26 protein-coding genes and 1 other annotated feature are annotated in these 24,412 nt (G+C 54.8%); of the genes, 21 read left to right on the top strand and 5 right to left on the bottom strand.

From position 1 onward, the window contains the following. Positions 1-13: 13 nt before the first annotated feature. From rpmI to ihfA, 6 genes are all read left to right on the top strand, one after another. Positions 14-211: a 50S ribosomal protein L35 gene (gene rpmI, locus NR114_RS07070; protein ID WP_004931418.1), complete on the top strand. Its 198-nt coding sequence runs from the start codon at positions 14-16 to the stop codon at positions 209-211. Between the two features lie 43 nt (positions 212-254). Next, positions 255-611 (top strand): 50S ribosomal protein L20, encoded by a 357-nt coding sequence (rplT, locus tag NR114_RS07065; protein ID WP_020826620.1) that lies wholly within the window; start codon positions 255-257, stop codon positions 609-611. Positions 612-724: 113 nt separating this feature from the next. Beyond that, positions 725-847: a sequence feature (Phe leader region), on the top strand. Continuing rightward, positions 729-773 carry a pheST operon leader peptide PheM gene (gene pheM / locus NR114_RS07060; protein WP_121626058.1) on the top strand — a complete coding sequence of 15 codons (45 nt, stop codon included), beginning with the start codon at positions 729-731 and terminating at the stop codon, positions 771-773. Its footprint overlaps the feature before it by 45 nt. Before the next feature lie 118 nt (positions 848-965). Beyond that, positions 966-1,949 (top strand): phenylalanine--tRNA ligase subunit alpha, encoded by a 984-nt coding sequence (pheS, locus tag NR114_RS07055; protein WP_020826621.1) that lies wholly within the window; start codon positions 966-968, stop codon positions 1,947-1,949. Positions 1,950-1,963: 14 nt separating this feature from the next. Further along, complete coding sequence (gene pheT / locus NR114_RS07050; RefSeq protein ID WP_116690595.1) at positions 1,964-4,351, top strand: phenylalanine--tRNA ligase subunit beta; 2,388 nt, start codon at positions 1,964-1,966, stop codon at positions 4,349-4,351. A gap of 4 nt (positions 4,352-4,355) precedes the next feature. Beyond that, positions 4,356-4,652, top strand: a complete 297-nt coding sequence (gene ihfA / locus NR114_RS07045) for an integration host factor subunit alpha (protein ID WP_004943604.1) — start codon at positions 4,356-4,358, stop codon at positions 4,650-4,652. Positions 4,653-4,867: 215 nt separating this feature from the next. On the opposite strand, the gene NR114_RS07040 is transcribed toward ihfA, so the two are convergent. After that, on the bottom strand, positions 4,868-4,999 hold the full coding sequence (locus NR114_RS07040) for a hypothetical protein (RefSeq protein WP_048762671.1): 132 nt from the start codon (positions 4,997-4,999) through the stop codon (positions 4,868-4,870). A 232-nt stretch (positions 5,000-5,231) separates the two neighbouring features. Here NR114_RS07040 and NR114_RS07035 point away from each other — a divergent pair, with 232 nt between their 5' ends. The 15 genes from NR114_RS07035 (at position 5,232) to NR114_RS06965 (ending at position 20,690) form a co-directional block, all read left to right on the top strand. Next, positions 5,232-5,651, top strand: coding sequence for a DUF2502 domain-containing protein (locus tag NR114_RS07035; RefSeq protein WP_020826624.1), 420 nt, complete (start codon positions 5,232-5,234; stop codon positions 5,649-5,651). 173 nt (positions 5,652-5,824) lie between these two features. Then, positions 5,825-6,832, top strand: coding sequence for a vitamin B12 ABC transporter permease BtuC (btuC, locus tag NR114_RS07030; RefSeq protein WP_020826625.1), 1,008 nt, complete (start codon positions 5,825-5,827; stop codon positions 6,830-6,832). Between the two features lie 41 nt (positions 6,833-6,873). Beyond that, the gene (locus NR114_RS07025; protein WP_256813784.1) at positions 6,874-7,425 is read left to right on the top strand and encodes a glutathione peroxidase; all 552 of its coding nucleotides are present in this window, start codon (positions 6,874-6,876) and stop codon (positions 7,423-7,425) included. A 20-nt stretch (positions 7,426-7,445) separates the two neighbouring features. Beyond that, complete coding sequence (btuD, locus tag NR114_RS07020; RefSeq protein ID WP_116690594.1) at positions 7,446-8,201, top strand: vitamin B12 ABC transporter ATP-binding protein BtuD; 756 nt, start codon at positions 7,446-7,448, stop codon at positions 8,199-8,201. A 400-nt stretch (positions 8,202-8,601) separates the two neighbouring features. Beyond that, positions 8,602-9,756: a UDP-4-amino-4-deoxy-L-arabinose aminotransferase gene (arnB, locus tag NR114_RS07015; RefSeq protein WP_128865391.1), complete on the top strand. Its 1,155-nt coding sequence runs from the start codon at positions 8,602-8,604 to the stop codon at positions 9,754-9,756. Then, a complete protein-coding gene (arnC, locus tag NR114_RS07010) occupies positions 9,743-10,723 on the top strand; it encodes an undecaprenyl-phosphate 4-deoxy-4-formamido-L-arabinose transferase (protein ID WP_020826629.1) in 981 nt (326 codons plus the stop codon). Before arnB ends, arnC begins: the two co-directional genes overlap by 14 nt. Continuing rightward, the gene (gene arnA / locus NR114_RS07005; RefSeq protein WP_256813838.1) at positions 10,723-12,705 is read left to right on the top strand and encodes a bifunctional UDP-4-amino-4-deoxy-L-arabinose formyltransferase/UDP-glucuronic acid oxidase ArnA; all 1,983 of its coding nucleotides are present in this window, start codon (positions 10,723-10,725) and stop codon (positions 12,703-12,705) included. The genes arnC and arnA overlap by 1 nt, the downstream gene beginning before the upstream one ends. Next, positions 12,702-13,607 carry a 4-deoxy-4-formamido-L-arabinose-phosphoundecaprenol deformylase gene (gene arnD / locus NR114_RS07000; protein ID WP_020826631.1) on the top strand — a complete coding sequence of 302 codons (906 nt, stop codon included), beginning with the start codon at positions 12,702-12,704 and terminating at the stop codon, positions 13,605-13,607. The genes arnA and arnD overlap by 4 nt, the downstream gene beginning before the upstream one ends. Beyond that, complete coding sequence (gene arnT, locus NR114_RS06995) at positions 13,604-15,268, top strand: lipid IV(A) 4-amino-4-deoxy-L-arabinosyltransferase (protein ID WP_256813783.1); 1,665 nt, start codon at positions 13,604-13,606, stop codon at positions 15,266-15,268. The genes arnD and arnT overlap by 4 nt, the downstream gene beginning before the upstream one ends. Further along, on the top strand, positions 15,265-15,612 hold the full coding sequence (gene arnE / locus NR114_RS06990) for a 4-amino-4-deoxy-L-arabinose-phosphoundecaprenol flippase subunit ArnE (protein WP_048762677.1): 348 nt from the start codon (positions 15,265-15,267) through the stop codon (positions 15,610-15,612). The genes arnT and arnE overlap by 4 nt, the downstream gene beginning before the upstream one ends. Continuing rightward, positions 15,609-15,998 carry a 4-amino-4-deoxy-L-arabinose-phosphoundecaprenol flippase subunit ArnF gene (gene arnF, locus NR114_RS06985; RefSeq protein ID WP_046373746.1) on the top strand — a complete coding sequence of 130 codons (390 nt, stop codon included), beginning with the start codon at positions 15,609-15,611 and terminating at the stop codon, positions 15,996-15,998. Before arnE ends, arnF begins: the two co-directional genes overlap by 4 nt. 177 nt (positions 15,999-16,175) lie before the next feature. Beyond that, the gene (locus tag NR114_RS06980; RefSeq protein WP_041414519.1) at positions 16,176-16,640 is read left to right on the top strand and encodes an NlpC/P60 family protein; all 465 of its coding nucleotides are present in this window, start codon (positions 16,176-16,178) and stop codon (positions 16,638-16,640) included. A gap of 57 nt (positions 16,641-16,697) precedes the next feature. Further along, positions 16,698-17,711, top strand: coding sequence for a lipoate--protein ligase A (locus NR114_RS06975; RefSeq protein ID WP_128865393.1), 1,014 nt, complete (start codon positions 16,698-16,700; stop codon positions 17,709-17,711). Positions 17,712-18,263: 552 nt separating this feature from the next. Further along, the gene (locus NR114_RS06970; protein WP_020826637.1) at positions 18,264-19,001 is read left to right on the top strand and encodes an EAL domain-containing protein; all 738 of its coding nucleotides are present in this window, start codon (positions 18,264-18,266) and stop codon (positions 18,999-19,001) included. 246 nt (positions 19,002-19,247) lie between these two features. Continuing rightward, on the top strand, positions 19,248-20,690 hold the full coding sequence (locus NR114_RS06965) for a protein adenylyltransferase SelO (protein ID WP_046373708.1): 1,443 nt from the start codon (positions 19,248-19,250) through the stop codon (positions 20,688-20,690). 55 nt (positions 20,691-20,745) lie between these two features. Here NR114_RS06965 and NR114_RS06960 read toward each other — a convergent pair whose 3' ends face one another. From NR114_RS06960 to NR114_RS06945, 4 genes are read right to left on the bottom strand one after another with little or no spacing between them, the layout of a single operon-like run. Then, on the bottom strand, positions 20,746-21,531 hold the full coding sequence (locus NR114_RS06960) for a heme ABC transporter ATP-binding protein (RefSeq protein ID WP_020826640.1): 786 nt from the start codon (positions 21,529-21,531) through the stop codon (positions 20,746-20,748). Continuing rightward, positions 21,524-22,528: an iron ABC transporter permease gene (locus NR114_RS06955; protein WP_122079087.1), complete on the bottom strand. Its 1,005-nt coding sequence runs from the start codon at positions 22,526-22,528 to the stop codon at positions 21,524-21,526. The genes NR114_RS06960 and NR114_RS06955 overlap by 8 nt, the downstream gene beginning before the upstream one ends. Beyond that, entirely contained in the window at positions 22,528-23,358 is an 831-nt protein-coding gene (locus tag NR114_RS06950) for a hemin ABC transporter substrate-binding protein (RefSeq protein ID WP_046373706.1), read from the bottom strand. The genes NR114_RS06955 and NR114_RS06950 overlap by 1 nt, the downstream gene beginning before the upstream one ends. Next, positions 23,355-24,389, bottom strand: coding sequence for a hemin-degrading factor (locus NR114_RS06945; RefSeq protein WP_256813782.1), 1,035 nt, complete (start codon positions 24,387-24,389; stop codon positions 23,355-23,357). Before NR114_RS06945 ends, NR114_RS06950 begins: the two co-directional genes overlap by 4 nt. Between the last annotated feature and the right edge of the window lie 23 nt (positions 24,390-24,412).

The raw sequence follows: 24,412 nt of genomic DNA, 5'->3' as shown, positions 1-24,412 counted from the left end.
GGATTTAATTAAAATGCCAAAGATTAAAACTGTACGTGGTGCAGCCAAACGCTTCAAAAAAACCGGCAGCGGTGGTTTTAAGCGTAAACATGCTAACCTGCGTCATATTCTGACCAAAAAAGCAACCAAGCGTAAACGTCACCTGCGTCCGAAAGGCATGGTGTCTAAAAACGATCTGGTCCTGGTTACCGCGTGCCTGCCGTACGCTTAAGCCATTTTTTTTGAATCTAGAATAAGACTTTAGGAGAGAGCATATGGCTCGCGTAAAACGTGGTGTAATTGCACGCGCACGTCACAAGAAAATTTTAAAACAAGCGAAAGGTTACTACGGTGCCCGTTCGCGCGTTTATCGTGTTGCCTTCCAGGCAGTAATCAAAGCAGGTCAGTACGCTTACCGTGACCGTCGTCAACGTAAGCGTCAGTTCCGTCAGCTGTGGATTGCACGTATCAACGCAGCTGCACGTCAGAACGACATGTCTTACAGCAAATTCATTAACGGCTTGAAAAAAGCTTCTATTGAAATTGACCGTAAGATCTTGGCTGACATCGCGGTCTTCGACAAAGTGGCATTCTCTGCACTGGTTGAGAAAGCGAAAGCAGCACTGGCGTAAGTCAGTTGAAGAGGGAGCTTGCTCCCTCTTTTAATCTTTAGCTTTCAGAGACAATATTGACTTTTATTGCCCGCCGCTTTATCACTGGTGGACAATCATCGACAAGGTAACGCAATCATGCACGCTGCTATTTTTCGTTTCTTCTTTTACTTTAGCGCCTGATCTCAGGAGGCTTTGCGCGTAAGAAAAGAAACGAAAAGTAGCGCCTAAGCCTCCCCTGTGGAGGCTTTTTTGTTTTTGGCCGTCTTCTGAGTCGGGTTAAAGCGTTAAATGCTTTGAAGATGTGCTAAAGGCGTGTTCGAATAACAGATAACAATTACTTAGAGCCATATCGGCCAGAGGAAGAGGAAAGCAATGCCACATCTCGCAGAGCTGGTTGCCAATGCCAAGGCAGCCGTAGAAGATGCCCAGGATGTTGCCGCGTTGGATTTGGTACGCGTCGAATATTTAGGCAAGAAAGGCCATTTTACCTTGCAGATGCAATCGCTGCGTGACGTGCCGGCAGAAGATCGCCCGGCAGCAGGCGCGGTAATCAACCAGGCAAAACAGGCAGTGCAGGATGCGCTGAACGCGCGTAAAAATACGCTGGAATCGGCTGCGCTGAACGAGCGACTGGCAGCAGAAACCATCGACGTTTCCCTGCCGGGCCGTCGTATGGAAAACGGTGGGCTGCATCCGGTCACCCGTACCATCGACCGTATCGAAGCTTTCTTCGGCGAACTGGGTTTCTCCGTTGAGACCGGGCCTGAGATTGAAGACGACTATCATAACTTCGACGCGTTGAACATTCCGGGTCACCACCCGGCGCGTGCCGATCACGATACCTTCTGGTTCGACGCAACGCGCTTGCTGCGCACCCAGACTTCCGGCGTGCAAATCCGCACCATGAAGAACCAGCAGCCGCCAATCCGCATTATTGCGCCGGGCCGCGTTTATCGTAATGACTACGACCAAACGCACACCCCGATGTTCCATCAGATGGAAGGGCTGATTGTCGATAAAGACATCAGCTTCACCAATCTGAAGGGCACACTGCATGATTTCCTGAACAACTTCTTTGAAGAAGATTTGCAGGTTCGTTTCCGTCCGTCTTACTTCCCGTTTACCGAACCTTCCGCTGAGGTGGATGTGATGGGTAAAAACGGCAAGTGGCTGGAAGTTCTGGGTTGCGGCATGGTGCACCCGAACGTTCTGCGCAATGTGGGCATCGATCCGGAAATCTATTCCGGCTTCGCTTTCGGTATGGGTATGGAGCGTCTGACGATGCTGCGTTACGGCGTCACCGACCTGCGTGCGTTCTTCGAAAACGATCTGCGTTTCCTCAAACAGTTTAAGTAAGGCGGGAATATCACATGAAATTCAGTGAACTCTGGTTGCGCGAGTGGGTAAACCCGGCCATCAGCAGCGAAGCATTATCCGATCAAATTACCATGGCCGGTCTGGAAGTAGACGGCGTGGAGCCGGTTGCCGGCGCCTTTAACGGCGTGGTGGTAGGCCATGTGGTTGAGTGCGGTCAGCACCCAAACGCAGACAAATTGCGCGTGACCAAGGTCAACGTGGGCGGCGATCGCCTGCTGGACATCGTCTGTGGCGCACCAAATTGCCGTACCGGCCTGAAGGTGGCGGTTGCCACCGTAGGCGCAGTACTGCCGGGTGACTTCAAGATCAAAGCTGCCAAACTGCGCGGCGAGCCTTCCGAAGGCATGCTGTGCTCGTTCTCCGAGCTGGGCATTACCGACGATCACGACGGTATCATTGAGCTGCCGGAAGACGCGCCGATTGGCACCGATATCCGTGAATACCTCTCGCTTGACGACAACACCATCGAAATCAGCGTAACGCCAAACCGTGCCGACTGCCTGGGCATTATCGGTGTGGCGCGTGACGTTGGGGTGCTGAACCAGGTTGCCCTGACCGAGCCGGATATGAGCCCGGTAGCGGCCACTATTGCGGATACGCTGCCAATTCGCGTTGACGCGCCACAGGCGTGCCCGCGTTACCTGGGCCGCGTAGTAAAAGGCATCGATGTCAAAGCGGCAAGCCCGCTGTGGATGCGCGAGAAGCTGCGTCGTTGCGGCATCCGCTCCATTGATGCGGTGGTTGACGTGACCAACTACGTACTGTTGGAACTGGGCCAGCCAATGCACGCCTTCGATCTGAGCCGTATTGAAGGCGGTATCGTGGTGCGTATGGCGAGCGAAGGCGAAACCCTGACGCTGCTGGACGGCAACGAAGCCAAACTGAATGCTGATACCTTAGTGATCGCCGATCACCAGAAGGCGCTGGCCATGGGCGGCATCTTCGGTGGTGAACACTCCGGCGTGAATGAAACTACTCAGGACGTGCTGCTGGAATGCGCATTCTTCAGCCCGCTGTCCATTACCGGTCGTGCACGCCGTAATGGTTTGCACACTGACGCTTCACATCGCTACGAGCGTGGCGTTGATCCTGCATTGCAGTACAAAGCGATGGAGCGTGCGACCCGCCTGCTGATTGATATCTGTGGCGGCCAGGCTGGCCCGGTCATCGATGTGACAGCTGAAGCCGAATTGCCGAAGCGTGCCACCATCACCCTGCGTCGCGAAAAGCTGGACCGTCTGATCGGCCACGTGGTACCGAGCGAGCAGGTGAGCGATATTCTGCGTCGTTTGGGTTGCCAGGTGACCGAGCAAGGCGACAACTGGCTGGCGGTCGCGCCGAGCTGGCGTTTCGATATGGAAATCGAAGAGGACCTGGTAGAAGAAGTCGCACGCGTTTACGGCTACAACAATATTCCTGACGTGCCGGTACGTGCTGACCTGATCATGACCAAGCATCGCGAAGCGGATCTGACGCTCAAGCGTGTGAAAACCATGCTGGTCGATCACGGCTTCCAGGAAGCGATCACTTACAGCTTCGTCGATCCTAAGGTTCAGGCCTTACTGCACCCGGGCGAAGAAATGCTGATCCTGCCAAGCCCAATCTCGGTAGAGATGTCCGCTATGCGCCTGTCGCTGTGGACCGGCTTGCTGTCTGCGGTGGTATATAACCAGAATCGTCAGCAGACTCGTCTGCGCCTGTTTGAAAGCGGCCTGCGCTTTGTGCCTGATACTGCGGCAAATCTGGGTATCCGTCAGGATGTCATGCTGGCAGGGGTGATTGCCGGTCATACGCATGAAGAACATTGGGATCTGGCGCGTAAGCCGGTCGACTTCTATGATTTGAAAGGGGATCTGGAGTCTGTCCTGGAGCTGACCGGTAAATTATCCGAAATTCAGTTCAAGGCAGAGACCAATCCAGCCCTGCATCCAGGGCAAAGCGCCGCTATTTATTTCCAGGGCGAACGTGTCGGTTTCATCGGTGTGGTTCATCCGGAACTTGAACGTAAACTGGATCTTAACGGCCGTACGGTGGTGTTTGAACTGGAGTGGAACAAGGTCGCAAGCCGCGCCGTGCCTCAGGCGCGGGAGATTTCTCGCTTCCCGGCAAACCGTCGAGATATCGCCGTTGTGGTGGCTGAAAACGTCCCCGCAGAAGATATTTTGGCAGAGTGTAAGAAAGTTGGCGCAAATCAGGTAGTTGGCGTAAACTTGTTTGATGTGTACCGTGGCAAGGGCGTGGCAGAGGGTTATAAGAGCCTGGCTATCAGTCTGGTATTGCAGGATACCGCTCGTACACTGGAAGAAGAGGAGATAGCCGTTACCGTTGCAAAATGTGTAGAGGCTCTAAAACAGCGATTCCAAGCATCCTTGAGGGATTGAACCTATGGCGCTTACTAAAGCTGAAATGTCAGAACACCTGTTTGAAAAGCTTGGGCTTAGCAAACGGGATGCCAAAGACCTGGTAGAACTGTTTTTCGAAGAGGTACGTCGTGCTCTTGAGAACGGTGAGCAGGTGAAACTGTCAGGTTTTGGCAATTTTGATTTGCGTGACAAGAACCAACGTCCGGGGCGTAACCCGAAGACCGGCGAGGACATTCCGATTACGGCGCGCCGCGTGGTCACTTTCCGTCCAGGGCAAAAACTGAAAAGTCGGGTAGAGAACGCAAGCCCGAAAGAGTAAGTTGCGTGAAACCAAAAAAGGCCGCTTTTGCGGCCTTTTTCTTTTTTTGAAGAAAAATTCGGGTTATTCCTAAATTATGGCCGTAAGAACCTATGCGATTAAATAAAGTAGGTTGGTGTTTAATATTAAGATATAAACTTTTTGCGGATTTTTCTTATGGATATTAATATTATCGCTTTGCCTAAAATAAAACCAGGAGCCTCGGCTCCTGGTTTTTAATAATGGTTGTAATAGTGGCCCGGGCCACCACCGCCACGATGACCGCCACCGTGGGGGCCGAAGCAGCAGGCGCTGAGCGCGGTGGTCAGGACGGCAATCGTGAACAACATTCCAATGCGTTTAATCATAATAATATCTCTTTGATAAGTGTCAGCGTCATTATAAATAGCGGCATGGCATCCGGTATGTCAGCTATTCGTTAAACGTTGTTAGCAGCTGTTTTATTTAATCTGAAAAATGAGAGTGTATGGATTATGTAAGCGAGGTGAAAACGATCTGAAAATAGGCATTGAGGCGATAGGCGTAAAATAATCGCGCTGATATAACCAGCTCAGCAAAAAATAAAGTGAGAGTGCCAAAATGAAAAAGATCCTGTTGCTGGTGTGTTTACCGCTGCTGCTGCCGCTCGTGGCCCAGGCAGATGTCTCCATTGATATCAACGTGCCGGGCGTCTCGGTCCATCTGGGGGATCAGGATCGGCGAGGTTACTACTGGGACGGTTATGACTGGCGTCCGCCACAGTGGTGGCATGCTCATCAGGGACGCGGCGTGGGTGAGCGTAATAGCCGTGGTTTGTACTGGGACGGTGGTCGCTGGCAACCCTCACCGCCGCGCGGCAACGATCACCGGAGTCCAGAGCGGGGCGGCAATCCGTTCCACGGTGAACGCGATAACCGTAACGATGGCAACCGTCATGATAATGACCACGGTAAGGGCCGCGGCAATGACAATGACCACGGTAAACCCTACCCACAAAACGGAAATGATCCGCGACGCTAATTGAGTGTACGACGTCTGGTGTTGCCCCTCAGTGGAGGGGGGCAGCATCAGCCGTTGTTTTCCTGCCATAATCCTTAAGCAAGGCTTTCCCTTCTGGCGCTAACCCCCTAATATTTGACCCAGACGTCAATTATTCGACCGCCGCTCGCGGCCCGCAGGGAATCGCCACACCTATGCCAACCAGCCAGACCTTTACTTTATTACTGCACAAACAGCGTCATCGCGATAAACGCCATTTATGGCTGTTGGCGCTGGGCGTTGCCGTGGCTTTTGTTTTTAGCCTCAGCGCGGGTGATGTCTGGCTTTGGCCCTCACAGTGGTCAAGTGATGCGGCGCAGCTGTTTGTCTGGCAATTACGCCTGCCGCGTGCGCTAGCGGTGATGTTGGTCGGAGCCAGCCTGGCCATTGCCGGTGCGGTAATGCAGGCCTTGTTTGAGAACCCGTTGGCAGAGCCTGGCTTATTGGGAGTGGCTAACGGTGCCGGGGTTGCACTGGTGCTAATGGTATTACTGGGCAACGGCCTGCTGCCGGTAGCGTTGATGAGTCTGAGCGCCATTGCGGGTGCGTTAATCATGACCTTTATGCTGCTGAGCTTTGCTCGTCGCAAGCGTCTGACCAACGCGCGATTATTGTTGGTCGGCGTTGCCTTGGGCATTGTGTGCAGTGCAGTGATGACCTGGGCAGTGTACTTCAGTTCCAGCCTGGATCTGCGCCAGCTAATGTACTGGATGATGGGCGGCTTTGGCGGCGTAGACTGGCGCCAAAAATGGCTGGTGCTGGCCCTGGTGCCGGTGGTGCTGTGGCTGTGTTGCCAGGGCAAGGCGCTGAACTTCATGGCGCTGGGTGAGGTACAGGCCCGCCAGCTCGGGCTTTCACTGCATTTGTGGCGTAATCTGCTGGTGCTGGCAATCGGCTGGCTGGTAGGCGTTAGCGTGGCGTTGGCGGGGGTGATCGGATTTGTCGGGCTGGTGATACCGCATATGCTGCGCCTTAGCGGTTTGACCAATCAGCGTTATTTACTGCCGGGTTGCGCACTGGCCGGTGCCGGCGTCTTGCTGGCGGCCGACGTGGTGGCGCGTATTACGCTGCTGTCGGCTGAATTGCCAATCGGGGTGGTGACAGCCACCCTGGGGGCACCTCTGTTTATCTGGTTGCTCACTCGGGTAAAAAGCGTAAGGTAGTTTCTCTGTTCACCTGCAAGTAAAACAAGAGGATAAGCTCCATGACTCAAGCTATTTATGACATTCCGCTGAACACCATCAAGAATCAATCTACCACGCTGGCACAATATAAAGGCCGCGTGTTGCTGGTGGTGAATGTGGCGTCGGAATGCGGCCTGACCAAGCAATATGAAGGGCTGGAAGCCCTGTACGAAACCTACCGGGATCAAGGTTTTGAGGTGCTGGGATTCCCCTCCAACGAATTTCTGGGGCAGGAGCCAGGCAGCAACGAAGAGATCCTGGCGTTTTGCCGGGGTACCTTTGGCGTTCAGTTCCCGATGTTTGCCAAACTGGAAGTGAACGGCGAAAACCGCCATCCATTGTATCAGGCGTTGACTGCCGCCAAACCGCACGCCGTTGCGCCACAGGGCAGTGAGTTCCTGGCGCGTATGAGCATCAAGGGGCGGGCACCAAAGCAAACTGGCGATATCCTGTGGAACTTCGAGAAATTCCTGATTGGCCGCGATGGCAAGGTCATCGAACGCTTTTCCCCGGATACGACGCCGGAAGATCCTGCGTTGCTGGCCGCCGTGAAACAGGCGCTGGCCGACTAAAGAAGGAGCGGTAATACATCATGCTGCAACTCAGGCAGGTTGGGGTAGAAGGGCGTTTGGCCCCGTTTTCAGCACAGGTTGATGCTGGGTTGCAGTTTCACCTTATTGGCCCGAACGGCGCCGGTAAAAGCACGCTGTTGGCCTGCCTGGCGGGTATCTTGCCCGGTATCGGGGAGATCCTGCTGGACGGTCATCCGCTGAAAAGTTTTCAGGGCAATGAGCTGGCACTGCGTCGTGGTTATTTAAGCCAACAGCAGCCCCCGGTGGCGTTGATGCCGGTATTCCAGTATCTGGCATTGCATCAACCGGCGGGAGCTTCGGAAGAGGCGCTGGAAAGCACCATTCTTTATCTGTGCCAGCGTTTAAAGCTGATGGACAAGCTGCCGCGTATGCTGACTCAGTTATCCGGCGGGGAATGGCAGCGAGTACGTCTGGCTGCAGTGCTGCTGCAGGTCTGGCCGACGGTTAACCCGTATAGCCAACTGCTGTTGTTGGATGAACCGACCAACAGCCTGGATGTGGCGCAAAAGGTGGCATTGGACCGACTATTAAGAGAGTTTTGCCAGAGCGGGCGCAGTGCCTTGGTTTGCGCGCACGATCTCAACCACACCTTACAGCAGGCCGATCGGGTCTGGCTGCTGCATGCGGGGCGCTTAGTTGCTCAGGGCAGCACGCGGGAGGTGATGGAGCCGGTTCTGCTGTCACAAATTTATGACGTCGATTTTCATTTGCAGGCAGTGGGCGATCAACGCTGGATTATGACCAAAACCGCCTAGTGCGTTAGCGTATTGAAAATGCGGCCTAAACGAAAATTAAACGGACTCGATATAAATAGCCGAGTAAGCATCGGCTTTATTTCACTCTTTGCTAAAAATCACCTCATAAATCTTGAAAACCGTCGCTGACGTGCTACGCTGATTTAGTTCGAATAAAATAAGTAAATAATTATTAATAACTATAACTAATTGATTTTTAAATCAATATAAAATAATGATGATGGCCCTCGCAAATCAGATAGTCCGCTGATAATTAATCTCGCCTTAAGGTTTAGTTAAGCTTGCGGCCGTAAATTGGCAGTTAATCCACCGGGAACGATTCTCTCTGGCGTTTAATATTCGTTAAATAAAAGAGATCTACAGTGTCATTAAAAGAAATTTGATACGTTTGGGGTTAACTATGGATCAATTTTTACCTTTCTCACGCCCGGCGATCGGCGATGAAGAAATCGCGGCGGTAGAAAAGGTATTGCGCTCAGGGTGGATCACCACCGGACCGCAAAATCAGCAGTTGGAAAGTGAGTTTTGCGCCACCTTCGGCTGCAAACATGCGATTGCCGTTTGTTCCGCTACTGCAGGCATGCATATCACCCTGATGGCTCTGGGCATTGGTCCCGGCGATGAAGTCATCACTCCCTCACAAACTTGGGTTTCAACCCTCAACATGATTGAGTTGCTCGGCGCCACGCCGGTAATGATCGACGTTGACCGCGATACGTTGATGGTCAATGCCAGAGATGTTGAAGCCGCCATTACGACCAAAACCAAAGCTATTGTCCCGGTGCATTACGCTGGTGCGCCATTGCAAATGGATGCATTGCGAGACGTGGCCAAACGCCATAATCTGCCGCTGATTGAAGACGCTGCTCATGCGGTGGGTTCCCGTTACAACGGTGAATGGGTTGGCGCACAAGGAACGGCTATCTTCTCGTTCCACGCGATTAAAAACCTGACCTGTGCCGAAGGTGGCCTGATTGCCACCGACGACGATGTGCTGGCGGATCGTCTGCGCTGTCTGAAGTTTCACGGCCTGGCCGTTGACGCTTTCGACCGTCAGCAACTGGGGCGCAAGCCGCAGGCCGAAGTGGTGGAGCCGGGCTACAAATACAACCTTTCGGATATCCACGCGGCCATCGCCGTCGTACAGCTGGCGCGCCTGCCGCAGTTGAACGCCCGCCGTAAAGAGCTGGCACAGCGTTATCTCACCGCGCTGGAAGGTTCACCTTTCCTGCCGCTGGGGTTGCCTGATTATCCGCATGACCACGCCTGGCACCTGTTTATGGTGCGCGTTGACGCCGAGCGTTGCGGTATCGATCGCGACCAACTGATGGAACGCCTGAAAGAGGTGGGCATTGGTACCGGTCTGCATTTCCGTGCCGCGCATACCCAGAAGTTTTATCGCGACCGCTATCCGCAATTGTCCTTACCTAATACCGAATGGAACTCGGCGCGTTTGTGCACCTTGCCGCTATTCCCTGATATGACCGACGCTGATGTTGATCGCGTGGTCAAAGCCTTGTCTTCTGTTGTGGAGTCGTTACGTGTCTCGCGTTGAACCGATTAAAAAAGTTTCGGTGGTGATCCCGGTGTACAACGAGCAGGAAAGTTTACCTGCCTTGCTTGAACGTACCACCGCCGCCTGTAAACAGCTGGCCCAGCCCTATGAAATTATCCTGGTCGATGACGGCAGCAGCGACAATTCTGCCGATATGCTGACCGCTGCCGCCGAACAGCCCGGCAGTTGCGTCATTGCCGTATTGCTGAACCGCAACTATGGCCAGCATTCGGCAATCATGGCCGGTTTCAATCAGGTGAGCGGCGATCTGGTGATCACGCTGGATGCTGACCTGCAAAACCCGCCGGAAGAGATCCCGCGGTTGGTGCGGGTGGCGGAAGAGGGTTACGACGTGGTCGGCACTGTGCGCGCCAACCGTCAGGACTCCTGGTTCCGTAAAAGCGCCTCCCGCATCATCAATATGATGATCCAGCGCGCTACCGGTAAATCGATGGGCGACTATGGCTGCATGTTACGTGCCTATCGCCGCCACATTATCGAAGCGATGCTGAACTGCCACGAGCGCAGCACCTTTATCCCGATCCTGGCGAATACCTTCGCCCGTCGTACTACTGAAATTGACGTGCTGCACGCTGAACGCGAGTTTGGCGACTCTAAATACAGCCTGATGAAGCTGATTAATCTGATGTACGACCTGATCACCTGTTTGACCACCACGCCGCTGCGTTTGCTGAGCGTAGTGGGCAGCGTGATTGCGCTTTCGGGTTTCGTGCTGGCGGTATTGCTGATCGCCCTGCGTTTGATCATGGGCCCTGAATGGGCGGGCGGCGGGGTGTTCACCCTGTTTGCCGTGCTGTTTTCCTTTATTGGCGCCCAATTTGTCGGCATGGGTCTGTTGGGAGAGTACATCGGTCGTATTTATACCGACGTGCGTGCTCGTCCTCGTTATTTTGTTCAGAAAGTGGTCGGTGAACAGCCGAACCACAATACTCAGGAAGAAGAATGATGAAAGCTATTGTATTTGCTTACCATGATATTGGCTGCGCAGGTCTGAAAGCGCTGACTGACGCAGGCTATGACGTTCAAGCAGTATTCACGCATACCGACGATCCTGGTGAGAACAACTTCTTCTCCTCCGTTGCCCGTGTGGGTGCAGAATTGGAGTTACCGGTCTATGCGCCGGAGGACGTTAACCACCCGCTGTGGATCGAGCGCATTCGCCAGATGCAGCCGGACATTATTTTCTCCTTCTATTACCGTAATCTGCTGAGCGACGAGCTGCTGTCGCTGGCGCCGCTTGGCGGTTTCAACCTGCACGGTTCACTGCTGCCTCGCTACCGTGGCCGCGCACCGGTGAACTGGGCGCTGGTGAACGGCGAAACAGAAACCGGCGCTACGCTGCATAAAATGGTCAAGCGTCCGGATGCCGGCGATATCGTTGGCCAGCGCAAAGTGGCAATCACCGCTGACGACACGGCGCTGACGCTGCACAAAAAAGTGCTGGAAGCCGCACAGTCATTGCTGAAGGACGAACTGCCGAAGCTGAAAAACGGCACGGCGACATTCAGTGCGCAAAACGAAGCCGAAGCCAGCTACTTTGGCCGCCGGACTGCGGCAGACGGCGAGATCCTGTGGCATAAATCGGCGCAGGAAATCAACAACCTGATCCGCGCAGTGACCGAACCTTATCCTGGCGCCTTCAGCTATCTCGGCCAGCGTAAATTGATTGTCTGGCGTGCACGCGTGCTGGATGCGCAGCATGACAAGCAGCCTGGCACCGTGCTCAGTACTTCTCCGCTGGTCATTGCCTGCGGCGAAGGCGCACTGGAAATCGTTGCCGGTCAAAACGATGCCGGCCTGTACGTACAGGGTAGCCGTCTGGCGCAGGAAATGGGCATCGTCACCGACGTACGTCTGGCCGCCAAGCCCAACGCAGTGATGAAGCGCAGAACCCGCGTATTGATCCTCGGCGTTAACGGCTTTATCGGTAACCACCTGACCGAACGTCTGCTGCGTGACGATCGTTACGACATTTACGGTTTGGATATCGGTTCTGATGCCATCAGCCGTTTCCTGGATAACCCGCGCTTCCACTTTGTGGAAGGGGATATCAGCATCCATTCCGAGTGGATCGAGTATCACATCAAGAAATGTGATGTCGTTCTGCCGCTGGTGGCCATCGCCACGCCGATCGAGTACACCCGCAATCCACTGCGCGTGTTTGAGTTGGATTTTGAAGAAAACCTGAAAATCGTTCGTGACTGCGTGAAATACAACAAGCGCATCATCTTCCCGTCCACCTCCGAAGTGTACGGTATGTGCGACGACAAAGAGTTCGACGAAGATCATTCCCGCCTGATCGTCGGGCCAATCAACAAACAACGCTGGATTTACTCAGTGTCCAAGCAGCTGTTGGACCGAGTCATCTGGGCCTATGGTGCCAAAGAAGGGCTGAAGTTTACGCTGTTCCGTCCGTTTAACTGGATGGGGCCGCGCCTGGATAACCTGGATGCAGCGCGCATCGGTTCTTCCCGTGCCATCACCCAGTTGATCCTCAATCTGGTGGAAGGTTCGCCGATCAAACTGATGGACGGCGGGGCGCAAAAACGCTGCTTTACCGATATCAACGACGGTATTGAAGCGCTGTTCCGCATCATCGAAAACCGCGACGGCCTGTGCGATGGCCAAATCGTCAACATTGGTAACCCGACCAACGAGGCCAGCATCCGCGAACTGGCGGAAATGCTGCTCGAAAGCTTCAATAATCACCCGTTGCGCGACCGCTTCCCGCCGTTTGCCGGCTTTAAGGATGTCGAAAGCAGCAGCTATTACGGCAAGGGTTATCAGGACGTTGAGCATCGTACGCCAAGCATCAAAAATGCCCGTCGCCTGCTGGATTGGCAGCCGACCATCGCGATGCAGCAAACCGTTGCCGATACCTTGGACTACTTCTTGCGCACCACCGTTCAGGAAGGTGGCGGTGCATGAAGAAAGTCGGTCTGCGAGTTGATGTAGATACCTTCAGCGGTACCCGGGAAGGGGTACCGCAGTTGCTGGAGTTGTTCGACAAGTACAACATTCAGGCCAGTTTCTTCTTCAGCGTAGGGCCGGACAATATGGGGCGCCATCTGTGGCGCCTTTTACGTCCGAAATTCCTGTGGAAAATGCTGCGCTCGAACGCCGCGTCGCTGTACGGCTGGGATATTCTGCTGGCCGGCACCGCCTGGCCGGGGCGTAATATCGCCCGTGCCTTGGGGCCATTGATGAAACTCACCGCCCAGGCCGGACATGAAGTGGGCTTGCACGCCTGGGATCATCAGGGCTGGCAGGCCAAGGTCGGCCGTTGGTCTGAGGCGCAGTTGACGCAACAGGTGCAGTTGGGTGTGGATGCGCTGACTGCCAGTACCGGGCTGCCGGTCAAATGCTCGGCCGTTGCCGGTTGGCGCGCGGACACACGGGTGCTGGAAGTGAAGCAGCGCTTCGGTTTTCACTACAACAGCGATTGTCGTGGTACCCATCCGTTCCGTCCGCTGTTAAGCGATGGCCGTGTGGGAACCGTGCAGATCCCGGTGACGTTACCGACCTTTGATGAGGTAATTGGTAGTGAAGTCAGTATGGCTGACTTCAACGATTACATTTTACGGGCGATTGAAAACGATCGCGGCGTGCCGGTTTATACCATTCATACCGAAGTTGAAGGTATGTCTCAGGCCGCAATGTTTGAGCAGTTACTGCAACGGGCGCAACGGCAGGGCATAGAATTCTGCCCGTTAAGCACCTTGTTGCCGCAAGATTTGGCGTCATTGCCATTGGGCCGCGTCGAGCGTGCTCCTTTCCCTGGCCGCGAAGGTTGGCTGGGTTGTCAAACCGATGTGAAGGACGATTCATGAAGGCGCTAAAAGGATCCTGGGCCATTGTGTTGGCCATTTTTTTTGCTCTGGTTTACCTGATCCCCCTCAATGGTCGCCTGCTGTGGCAACCGGATGAAACTCGTTACGCCGAGATCAGCCGTGAAATGCTGCAACGCGGCGACTGGGTAGTGCCGCATCTGCTTGGGCTGCGTTATTTTGAAAAGCCGGTTGCCGGATATTGGTTCAACAACATCAGTCAGTGGCTGTTTGGCGATACCAACTTCGCGGTGCGTTTTGGCTCGGTATTCAGCACCGGCATGACCGCCGTGCTGGTGTTCGCGCTGGCAATGCTGATGTGGCGCAACGCGCGCCGCGCCAGCCTGGCGACGTTGATTTTCCTGTCGATGGTGCTGGTGTTCAGCATCGGCACGTACAGCGTGCTGGATCCGATGATTTCCCTGTGGCTGGTGGCGGCCATGGTCAGTTATTACCTGACGCTGAAAGCCACCACGGTCAAGGGTAAAGTCGGCGGTTACCTGCTGCTGGGGCTGGCCTGCGGCATGGGCTTTATGACCAAGGGGTTCCTGGCGCTGGCGGTGCCGGTGATTGCGGTGATCCCGATAGTCATTCAGCAGCGGCGGATCAAGGATCTCTTGATCTACGGCCCGTTGGCGATCCTGACCGCGGTATTGCTTAGCCTGCCTTGGGCGCTGGCTATTGCTCAACGTGAGCCGGACTTCTGGAACTACTTCTTCTGGGTGGAGCATATTCAGCGTTTTGCCGAGGATAACGCCCAGCACAAAGCGCCGTTCTGGTATTACATCCCGATTTTGATGGCGGCGGTATTACCGTGGCTGGCGTTGTTGCCGGGATCTTTGCTTAAGGGTTGGCGTGAACGCGTCCAACGGCCGGAGCTGTTCTTCCTGCTGAGTTGGGTGATGATGCCGCTGATCTTTTTCAGCATCGCCAAAGGCAAACTGCCGACCTATATTTTGCCGTGCATGGCGCCGTTGGCGCTGTTGATGGCCGCTTACGCTGAGGATTATGCGGCAAGCCTACGCAGCAAAACCTTCAAGATCAACGCATTGCTGAACGGCTTATTTGGTCTGATTTGCGTGGTGGCGCTGCTGGTGCTGGGTTCAGGATTGCTGCCGAAGGTGAAGCTGTTTGGGGCACAAGAGTGGCCGAAGATCGTCATCGGCATTATTATGTTCGGCGGTTGGCTGTTATTTGCCATAGTGTCGGCGCGTAATAATGCGCAACGCTGGCGCTGGGCGGCGGCTTGTCCGCTACTGCTGTGCTTGCTGGTGGGTTACGCCATTCCGCAGCAGGTCACTGACTCCAAGCTGCCGCAAAACTTTATCAGCGTAAATATGGCGCAGTTGGGCCATAGCCGTTACGTATTGACCGATAGCGCAGGGGTAGCAGCAGGGCTGGCCTGGGAGTTGAAGCGCAGCGATGTGCTGATGTTCAGCGAGAAAGGTGAGGTAGCTTATGGCCTGGCCTACCCGGATTCCCGCAGCCATTTCATCAGCGATGCCGATTTCCCGCAGTGGTTGGCCCAGGCGCGTAAACAGGGTGACGTCTCATTGGTATTGCAACTGTCGAGAGGGGATCACGTGCCGGAAACCTTACCTGCAGCGGACAAAGTGGTTGAGATGAACCGCTTAGCGCTGCTTTGGTATCAACAGCAGCCATGATAGTCGGCTACTTGCTGGTGCTGGTGGTCAGCCTGCTCACCTGCGGTGGGCAGCTGTGCCAGAAACAAGCGGCCCAGAGTTGGCAATTGCCCCCCGACGTCAGACGGGGGGTGACGTTGCGCTGGCTGCTTCTGGCGGTGTTGTTGCTGGGGTTGGGCATGGCGGTCTGGCTCAACGTGCTGCAGCGTTTGCCGCTCAGCCTGGCTTATCCGACGCTCAGCCTGAATTTTGTGTTGGTGACATTAGCTGCCCGGTGGCTGTTTAACGAACCCACCACCGCACGTCATTGGTACGGCGTGGCGTCGATCATGCTGGGGATCCTGCTGATGAGTATCAATCCATGAGGGGCTACGCCTGGGGCGCGGCCAGCGTGCTACTGGTCACGCTGGCGCAACTGTTGATGAAGTGGGGTATGGCGCAGATCCCTCTGATGTCGTTTGCCGACGTTACGTTAGACCTGTTTGCTCAGTATTGGGTGCCGCTACTGGCGGTCAGCGGTGGTATCTTCGGTTATGCGTTGTCCATGCTGTGCTGGTTCTTCGCGCTGCACCATCTGCCGCTAAACCGAGCGTATCCGTTGCTGAGCGTGAGCTATGCGCTGGTGTACCTGGCCGCGGTGATCCTGCCGTGGTTTAACGAATCCGCCACCCTGTTGAAAACGTTGGGAACGCTGTTTATCCTGTTTGGCGTGTGGCTGATTAACAGCCAGGCCAAGGTAAAAACGCCTTAATAGCGCAAAAAGTGGCGCCAATGCGATTATCTCCTTCACCGTGCTTGCCTTTTTCCCCTGCTGGGGGATAAATTAGCCCCAAATAGCGCTTTCCTTACGTGGTGCCGGCTTTGCCTCGCAGGCGGTATGCTTTTACCGGACGGCATGATGCGGCAACGTGTTCAATGAAGGGATATTATGCGGATGCGTATTTGGTTTTTATTAGCCAGTTTAATTCTTGCCGGTTGTAGCAGTCATGCACCGCCGCCGAGCGGTCGGTTGGCAGACTCTATCGTGGTGGTAGCTCAGTTGAATGAGCAACTGCGTCAATGGTACGGTGCACCTTATCGTTACGGTGGGGTCGATCGCGGCGGCGTTGACTGTTCCGGTTTCGTTTATCGCACCTTCCGCGACCGTTTCGATATGCAACTACCTCGTTCGACGGTGGAACAAACCTCGCTGGGAACCAAAGTCTCGCGTGATGAGCTGATGCCGGGCGATCTGGTGTTTTTCAAAACTGGCGGCGGTGAGAACGGTTTGCACGTTGGCATTTATGATACCAACGATCAGTTTATTCATGCCTCCACCAGCCGTGGCGTGATGCGATCCTCGCTGGACAATGTGTATTGGAAAAAAGCCTACTGGCAGGCGCGGCGCATTTAATCTTAAGCTGTTGATTTGGTGTATCATGGCGGCATCACGTGCTTAGCGGAGACCGCCATGAATAACTTACGCTTACTGATTTCCGATTCTTACGACCCCTGGTTCAATCTGGCCGTGGAAGAGTGCATCTTCCGCGAAATGACCACGCAGAAAATCCTGTTCTTATGGCGCAATGCCGAAACGGTGGTCATAGGTCAGTCACAAAACCCATGGAAAGAGTGCAACACCCGGCGAATGGAGCAGGACGGCATTCGCCTGGCGCGTCGCAGCAGCGGCGGTGGAGCGGTATTCCACGATCTGGGCAACACCTGTTTTACCTTTATGGCGGGCAAACCGGGTTATGACAAAACTCTTTCCACCGGCATCATTCTGCAGGCGTTGGCCCAGTTGGGTATTTCTGCCACGGCATCGGGCCGCAATGATCTGGTGATCGAAACGCCGGAAGGCGTGCGTAAAATCTCCGGCTCGGCCTATCGGGAAACCCAGGATCGCGGGTTCCACCATGGCACCTTATTACTGAATGCCGATCTTAACCGTCTGGCGGATTATCTTAATCCGGATCCCAAAAAGCTGCAGGCCAAGGGCATCACCTCGGTACGTTCCCGGGTGGCCAACCTGGTGGAATTTAAACCTGACATCAGCCACCAGCAGGTCTGCGATGCGGTGACTCAAGCATTCTTTGACTACTATGGCGAGACCGCTACGGCGGAGATCATCTCACCGGATGTCTATCCCGACCTGCCGGATTTCGCCGCGCAGTTTGCCAAACAGAGCAGTTGGGAATGGAATTTCGGCAAGGCGCCGGCATTTAGCCATTTACTGAATGAACGCTTTGTCTGGGGTGGGGTGGATATCTTCTTTGACGTAGAAAAGGGGCAGATCTGCCGGGCGCAGATTTTTACCGACAGCCTGAGTCCGGCACCGCTGCAGCGTTTGGCAGAGATGCTGGTGGGATGCGCTTACCGCAGTGAAGCCTTGGCTGAGTGCTGCGACAAACTGATTGCTCAGTTCCCGGAGCAGGCTACCGAGTTAGCCGAGCTGCGGCAATGGCTGGCAGAAACGATCAAATAGTAATCAAACTTTGAATATCAAAGGATGACAGTGTTCATCCTTTTTTTACATCTCAAGTTGGCTGCGCTTTATTGTTGTTATCCATTCTTAGGGGCTGGAATCCACCTAAATCCCAGGTAGCATGAATTTTCTAAAAATCAAGGTGGGCATTTTTTCGCATTTTCAATGCAAAGAATAACGTACGGAATTGATGCGTTATTAAATTTAATCAGTTGGCGATAGGCTTGCGCTTGTGCAGATTTCATGCTTAATTGATATTTAGATGTGTTTAAGAATTTCTTTAATGAAAACAATGACAATAAGTTAAATTTTTAGAGTGAATATACCACTTAACCTAAATACACCTTAAATTCAGCGAAGCGATGGCAATTTTGCCATAAGCCAAATTGGTTCTGACTCTGCGCCAAGTGGACGCAACATAGCTTTAATCTATCAATTAAATGATAAGTTATCACTAATTGCATTGATATTTCCGATTAATCTCAGAGGGATTGATCGATAAAATATATTGATATACGATGAGATGCTCGCCATTCAGCCTGTGGCATTGAAATGAAAATACAATTCGAAGCTGACTTTATTAGTAGCTATGTTTTTCAACCTGTTTACTCAATGGAGGGCAGGCTGTTAGCGGTGGAAATTCTGAACCGCTTTAATAGTCTGGACGGTGATTTGGCTATGCCTGCTGACATTGGGATTAATTTACTGACCGCTGAGCAAAAGATTGAGTTATTTAATGAGCAATTGAAATTGGCAGAACAGAATGCATCCTGGTTTGTCGAAAACGACGTTTTGTTGACGTTAAATATTGAAGAAACCCTGGTCGATTTGATACTCGCTGACGGTCAACTCTGTGATCGTATCAGGCAGTGGTCATTTATTGCCTTTGAAATCAGTGAGGGCTTTCCGAATCTTTCGGCCGGCAAAAACAATGAGAAAATCCTCCGGCTTAGCGAGTTGTTTTCGCTGTGGTTGGATGATTTCGGTTCCGGTCAGGCGACCCTGACCGCCTTGTATGATGGGTTATTCGACTACGTGAAGATCGACAAACGTTTTTACTGGCAGTTGTTTACCCATCAGGGATATGACGTGGTCATTGACTCGTTATTAAAGAATATCAATCTACTGTGTAAGGGGGTAATCGTCGGAGGAATTGAGAAGAGGGAATATTTTAATAAGCTCAGACACGCCGGTGTTTTTGGCCTACAAGGTTTTTTATGGCCTAGCGTTGGTGTGGATAATCTGACAGCGTTACGGGTAACACCCGATGAGTTCAATAACAATAATTGAGAGTACTACACACAACGGAGCCAATAATGGACTGGATGATGTTTACCGTGATTCCTGTGCTGTTATTCATTATGATTTTTTCGCTGAACGCGTATTTTTCCTCTCAGCGTAAAAAGGTCTTAAAGCCGTATCGGCATAAACGCTGATCCCCGCATCTGCCCAGGTATCAGGCAGATGCGTTCTCCCTGCATTTCCTCTGTGTTAATCGCCCCGTTCAAGCTCTACACTAGGTGCAACGGAGGGCCTATGCCGCAGTTTGAAAACGCTTACCAACATCAGTTAGCCGGTTTTTATACCGAATTGAATCCCACTCCGCTGAAAGGCGCTCGTTTGCTGTATCACAGTGAACCGCTGGCACGCGAACTGGGGCTGGACGAAAGCTGGTTTACCCAGGACAAAACCCCGATTTGGGCGGGTGAGAAACTGCTGCCGGGCATGCGACCGTTGGCGCAGGTTTACAGTGGCCATCAGTTCGGCGTTTGGGCTGGGCAGTTGGGGGATGGCCGGGGAATTTTGCTGGGTGAACAACGCCTGGCGGACGGCCGTAGCATGGACTGGCACCTGAAAGGGGCGGGGTTGACGCCTTATTCACGCATGGGCGACGGCCGTGCGGTACTGCGTTCGGCGATCCGTGAGTTCCTCGCCTCCGAGGCACTGCACCATCTGGGCATTCCAACCACCCGTGCGCTGACCATTGTGACCAGTGAAGAGCCGGTTTACCGTGAGCAACCTGAGCGTGGAGCGATGTTGCTACGCGTAGCGGAAAGCCACGTGCGTTTCGGCCACTTTGAGCATTTTTATTACCGTAAGCAGCCGGAACAGGTGCAGCAATTGGCCGATTTTGTCATTGCCCGTCACTGGCCGCAGTTGCAAGATCAGGCGGAGGGCTACTTACTGTGGTTTACTGACGTTGTCGAACGCACTGCGCGGCTCATCGCCCATTGGCAGACCGTCGGTTTCGCTCACGGCGTAATGAACACCGATAACATGTCGATTCTGGGGCTTACCATCGACTATGGCCCTTATGGCTTCCTCGACGACTACAAGCCCGACTATATTTGCAACCACTCTGATCATCAGGGGCGCTATGCCTTCGATAATCAACCGGCGGTGGCGCTGTGGAACCTCCATCGGCTGGCACAGACCCTGTCCGGGCTGATGAGTACGGAACAGCTGCAGCAGGCGCTGGCGGCCTATGAACCGGCCCTGATGCGCGCTTACGGGGAACAGATGCGTGCCAAGCTCGGCTTCTTCACCCAATCGCAGCAGGATAACGATTTGCTCACCGGGTTGCTGAGCCTGATGGCGCAAGAAGGCCGGGACTATAGCCGAACTTTCCGCTTGTTAAGTCATACCGAACAGCAACAGGCGCAGTCGCCGCTGCGTGATGAATTTATCGATCGCGCTGCGTTCGACGGTTGGTACCAACAATACCGCCAGCGCTTGCAGCAAGAACAGGTGAGCGACGCTGAGCGTCAACAGGCGATGAAGGCGGTGAACCCGAAGCTGATCCTGCGCAACTATCTGGCGCAGCAGGCGATTGAAAGTGCCGAACGGGATGATGTCAGCAAACTGGCGCGCCTGCATCAGGCCTTGTTGACGCCGTTTGCTGACGCGCCGGAATATGACGATCTCGCCGCATTGCCGCCGGATTGGGGCAAGCACCTGGAGATATCCTGCTCGAGTTAGAGGCAATGAAATGAAAGGATGACGGGCGCGGCGGGTACCGCGCCCGGTACTGCCACTACTGGCGCAAATACACCTGCGGTAACGCTACTTCCGGGTGATGTACTACCCCCAAATCTGCCTGATACCAGCGGGTGAGGATTTCCGCCTGCAACACCTCCTGCGGCGTGCCCGAGGCGACCAATTGCCCCTGATGCAGCAATAAAATGCGGTCGGCATACAGCGCGGCCAGATTGAGGTCATGCAGCACGCAGCACACCGCGATCGGCTGTTGGCGCGTAAGCGTGCGCAGCAACCTCAGCGTATGTTGCTGGTGGTAGAGATCCAGTGCAGAAGTCGGTTCGTCAAGGAACAGCCAGGACGGGGTGGGCTGTGGCTGCCAAAGTTGCGCCAGCACGCGGGCCAGCTGTACCCGTTGCTGCTCGCCGCCGGAAAGTTGGCGATAATCGCGTTGGGCCAGTTCAAGGCAGTCGGTTTGCGCCATCACCTGTTGCACCGCGTGCCGTGCATCGCGTTTGCCGTGCGGTGCCCGTCCCATGCTGACCACTTCCTCTACGGTAAAAGGAAAGGCCAAATCACTGTGCTGGCGCATCACCGCGCGTACCTTCGCCAACTGCTGCGGTTGCCACTGTTCTAACGGTCGTCCCAGCAGCTGACATTCGCCGCAACCCGGAGCCAGATAGCCGGTTAACAAGCGCAACAACGTAGACTTACCTGCGCCGTTTGGCCCGATTATTGCCACCATTTCGCCGCTGGCGATACTGAGCGAAACGTCGTTTATCAGCCGACGTGAACCCAGGCTGTAACGCAATTGCTGCGCCGTCAGGCTTGAGGAGTTATCCACCCACACGCTCCCGCTGGCGCATCACCAGCCATAAGAAGTAAGGCCCGCCGATCAGGCTGGTCATCAACCCGACCGGCATTTCCGCCGGTGCTACCAGGGTGCGTGCCAGCGTATCGCTGACCAACAGCAGGCAGGCACCGCCCAACGCGGAGCAGGGCAACAGCCAGCGGTGGTCGCCGCCGAGGCGCATGCGTACCAGGTGCGGCACCACCAGACCGATAAAGCCAATCACGCCGCTCATCGCCACCGAAGCGCCAATCAACAAGGCGCTAAGCAACAGCAGTTGCAGCTTGGCACGCTGGACGTTGACCCCGAGGTAATGCGCTTCTTCATCCCCCAGTTGCAACAGATTCAGGCGACGCGCCTGTAACAGGGTCAGTAAGGTGGTCGGCAGGATCAGCGAAGCGCACACCACCAGCGTCGGCCATTGCGACTGGCTAAGGCTGCCCATCATCCACAGCGAGAACTGACGCAGCTGTTGGTCGTTGCTGAGGTAAGACAGCACGCCAATCGCCGCCATGCACAGGGCGTTGATGGCAATCCCCGCCAGCAGCAGGCGCGACAGGCTGCCGTGGCCGCTGCGGCTGATACCGTAGATCAACAGCGACACCAGCATGCTGCCGAGGAACGCCGCCAGCATATGGCCATACAGGGCAATCACCGGAGGCAACGCCAGAGGCATCACGATAATCAGCGCGACAAACAGCGCGCCGCCGCTGCTGATGCCCAGCAGGCTCGGGTCAGCCAGCGGGTTGCGAAACAACCCTTGCATCACGGCACCAGATACCGCTAATGCACAGCCGATCACCACCGCCAGCAGTACGCGCGGCAGACGGATGTTTAACCAGATATGCCAGGCGGTGTCGCTGAACGGCTGTTGCCACAGAGTGCGAAACGACAGGGGCAATGCCCCCATATTGGCGGCACCCAGCGCCAGCAGCGCCAGTAACACCAGCAGGCCGGCAATCGCCACGCGTGGGGAAGTGCGACTGCGCATTACTTTTGCTCCGCCGCGTGGCGTAGTTTGGCCAACGCCGCCGGCGTTTCCAGCCCAAAGCCCAGCAGCGCCATATCGTCAACCACCAGCACGCGGTGGTTTTTCCCCGCTGGCGTGAGCGCGACGCCCGGCAAGTTCCACAATTGTTGTTGGCCACCGAGCGTTTTTATGCCGTCAGTGGTGACCAACAGCAGATCGGGCGCGCTGGCGATCACGCCTTCCTGCGACAGGGGACGATAGCGACTGAATCCCTGCATCGCATTCTTCAAACCGGCTGCCGTGATGACCGCGTCGGCGGCGGTGTGTTGCCCGGCGGCCATCGGCGTAATCCCCCCGTGGCTCATGACGAACAGGACCTTGACCGGCAGAGCATCGGTTTTCACCGCCGCCAGCTGTTGCTGATACCGTTGGCTCAGCTTTTTGCCTTGCTCGGTACGCTGCAACGCATTGGCGATCACCTCGATTTTCTCCGGCACGCTTTGCAACGTGGTATCGCCCGGAATGCGTACGATCTTAACGCCGCTTTCTTCCAGCTGTTTGAGCACCAGCGCCGGTTCGGCCAGTTCGGTCGTCAGCACCAGCGAAGGTTTCAACGCCAGAATACCTTCGGCATTAAGCTGACGCATGTAGCCGACATCCGGCAGCTTTTTGACGGCTTCCGGTTGCAGACTGGTACTGTCGCGCGCAATCACCTCATCGCCCGCGCCGAGTGCGAAGGCAATTTCGGTGACGTCACCGCCTATCGAGACAATACGTTCCGCCGCCGCAGCGGAGAAGGGTAACGCCAGCGCAATGCACAACGCCAGGCGACGGGTCAATGAGGGTTTCATGCGGCAATGTCCTTGGGTTCAAGCGCGGCAACCTGCTCACGCCACTGGGTTTGTTCCGGCTGGCCTTCGGTACGCTGGCCGTAAAGCTGGGCGATTTGCGTGCCGTCCGCGGCAAACAGCTCCAGGCTGGTGACAAAGCCGTCTTTGGTTGGCTTGCGGGTGATCCAGCTTTCGGCAATTGCGTCTTCGATCAGGTGCAGGGTGAAACGACGGTTAAACACGTTAATCCAGCCTTCCTGCGGCATCAGACGCTCGATCTGACCGGTGAAGATCTGCACGCAGCCGCGGTTGCCGACAAAAATCATGATTTCGTTTTGCAGACCCAACGCTGCGTTGAGCAACTGGGACAGGGCGCTGTTATCCACCCGGTAGGCCAAATCGTTGCCGACGGCCTTGAAGGCCTGCTGACGCGTCAGCTTATTGCGGCTTAACAACTGGAAGAACTGGTGAACATCGGTCATTTCACGCCATTCGCGGTCGATCTTTTCGTTGTCCGGTACGGCGTTACTGACGGTGGCGTCCGGGGATTTCAGTTCCAACGCCGGGTTTTCTGCACTGAGGTGGCGTTCCACCAGCGCCATCCAAGCTGCCAGGTCGGTTTCGTCGGTGGTGTACACCTTATGCAACGCATCACCCTGATGATCGAAGAACTGAATGCTGTGACGCACACCGCGCTTGTTGGTTTCGCTCATGGCGAAGGTGCTGGCCCATTGGTTGAGGAACAGCCGCAAATCCAATTCGCGTGGGTTGAGGATCAGCCCCGCGTGGCCGTTCAGATGCTGGTTGAGGTAGCGCCCCATCTGCTCGTGCACCGCGTAGCTGTTACGGGTGATAGATTTGGTGACGCCAACCTGCTCCAGCTCGGTCAGCAGGGTGCGGGCATCGGCCTGCAGACGACGAGTATCCTGACCGACGCGAGCATGGGTCAGTTCTGCTTCGCTGACGCCAAGCAGCTCGGCCAGATCGCGTGCGTATTTGCCTGGGTTATCAATTTTTGCCTGCTGGTAGCGTTGGTAGAGGGTATTGCTCATTGATAGTTCTCCTGTGAGAGGTG

The sequence above is a fragment of the Serratia sp. Ser99 genome, assembly GCF_024519545.1.
Classification (GTDB): domain Bacteria; phylum Pseudomonadota; class Gammaproteobacteria; order Enterobacterales; family Enterobacteriaceae; genus Serratia; species Serratia liquefaciens.
The sequence above is the reverse complement of the archived record's forward strand: the minus strand, read 5'-3'. Positions and strand labels throughout refer to the sequence as shown.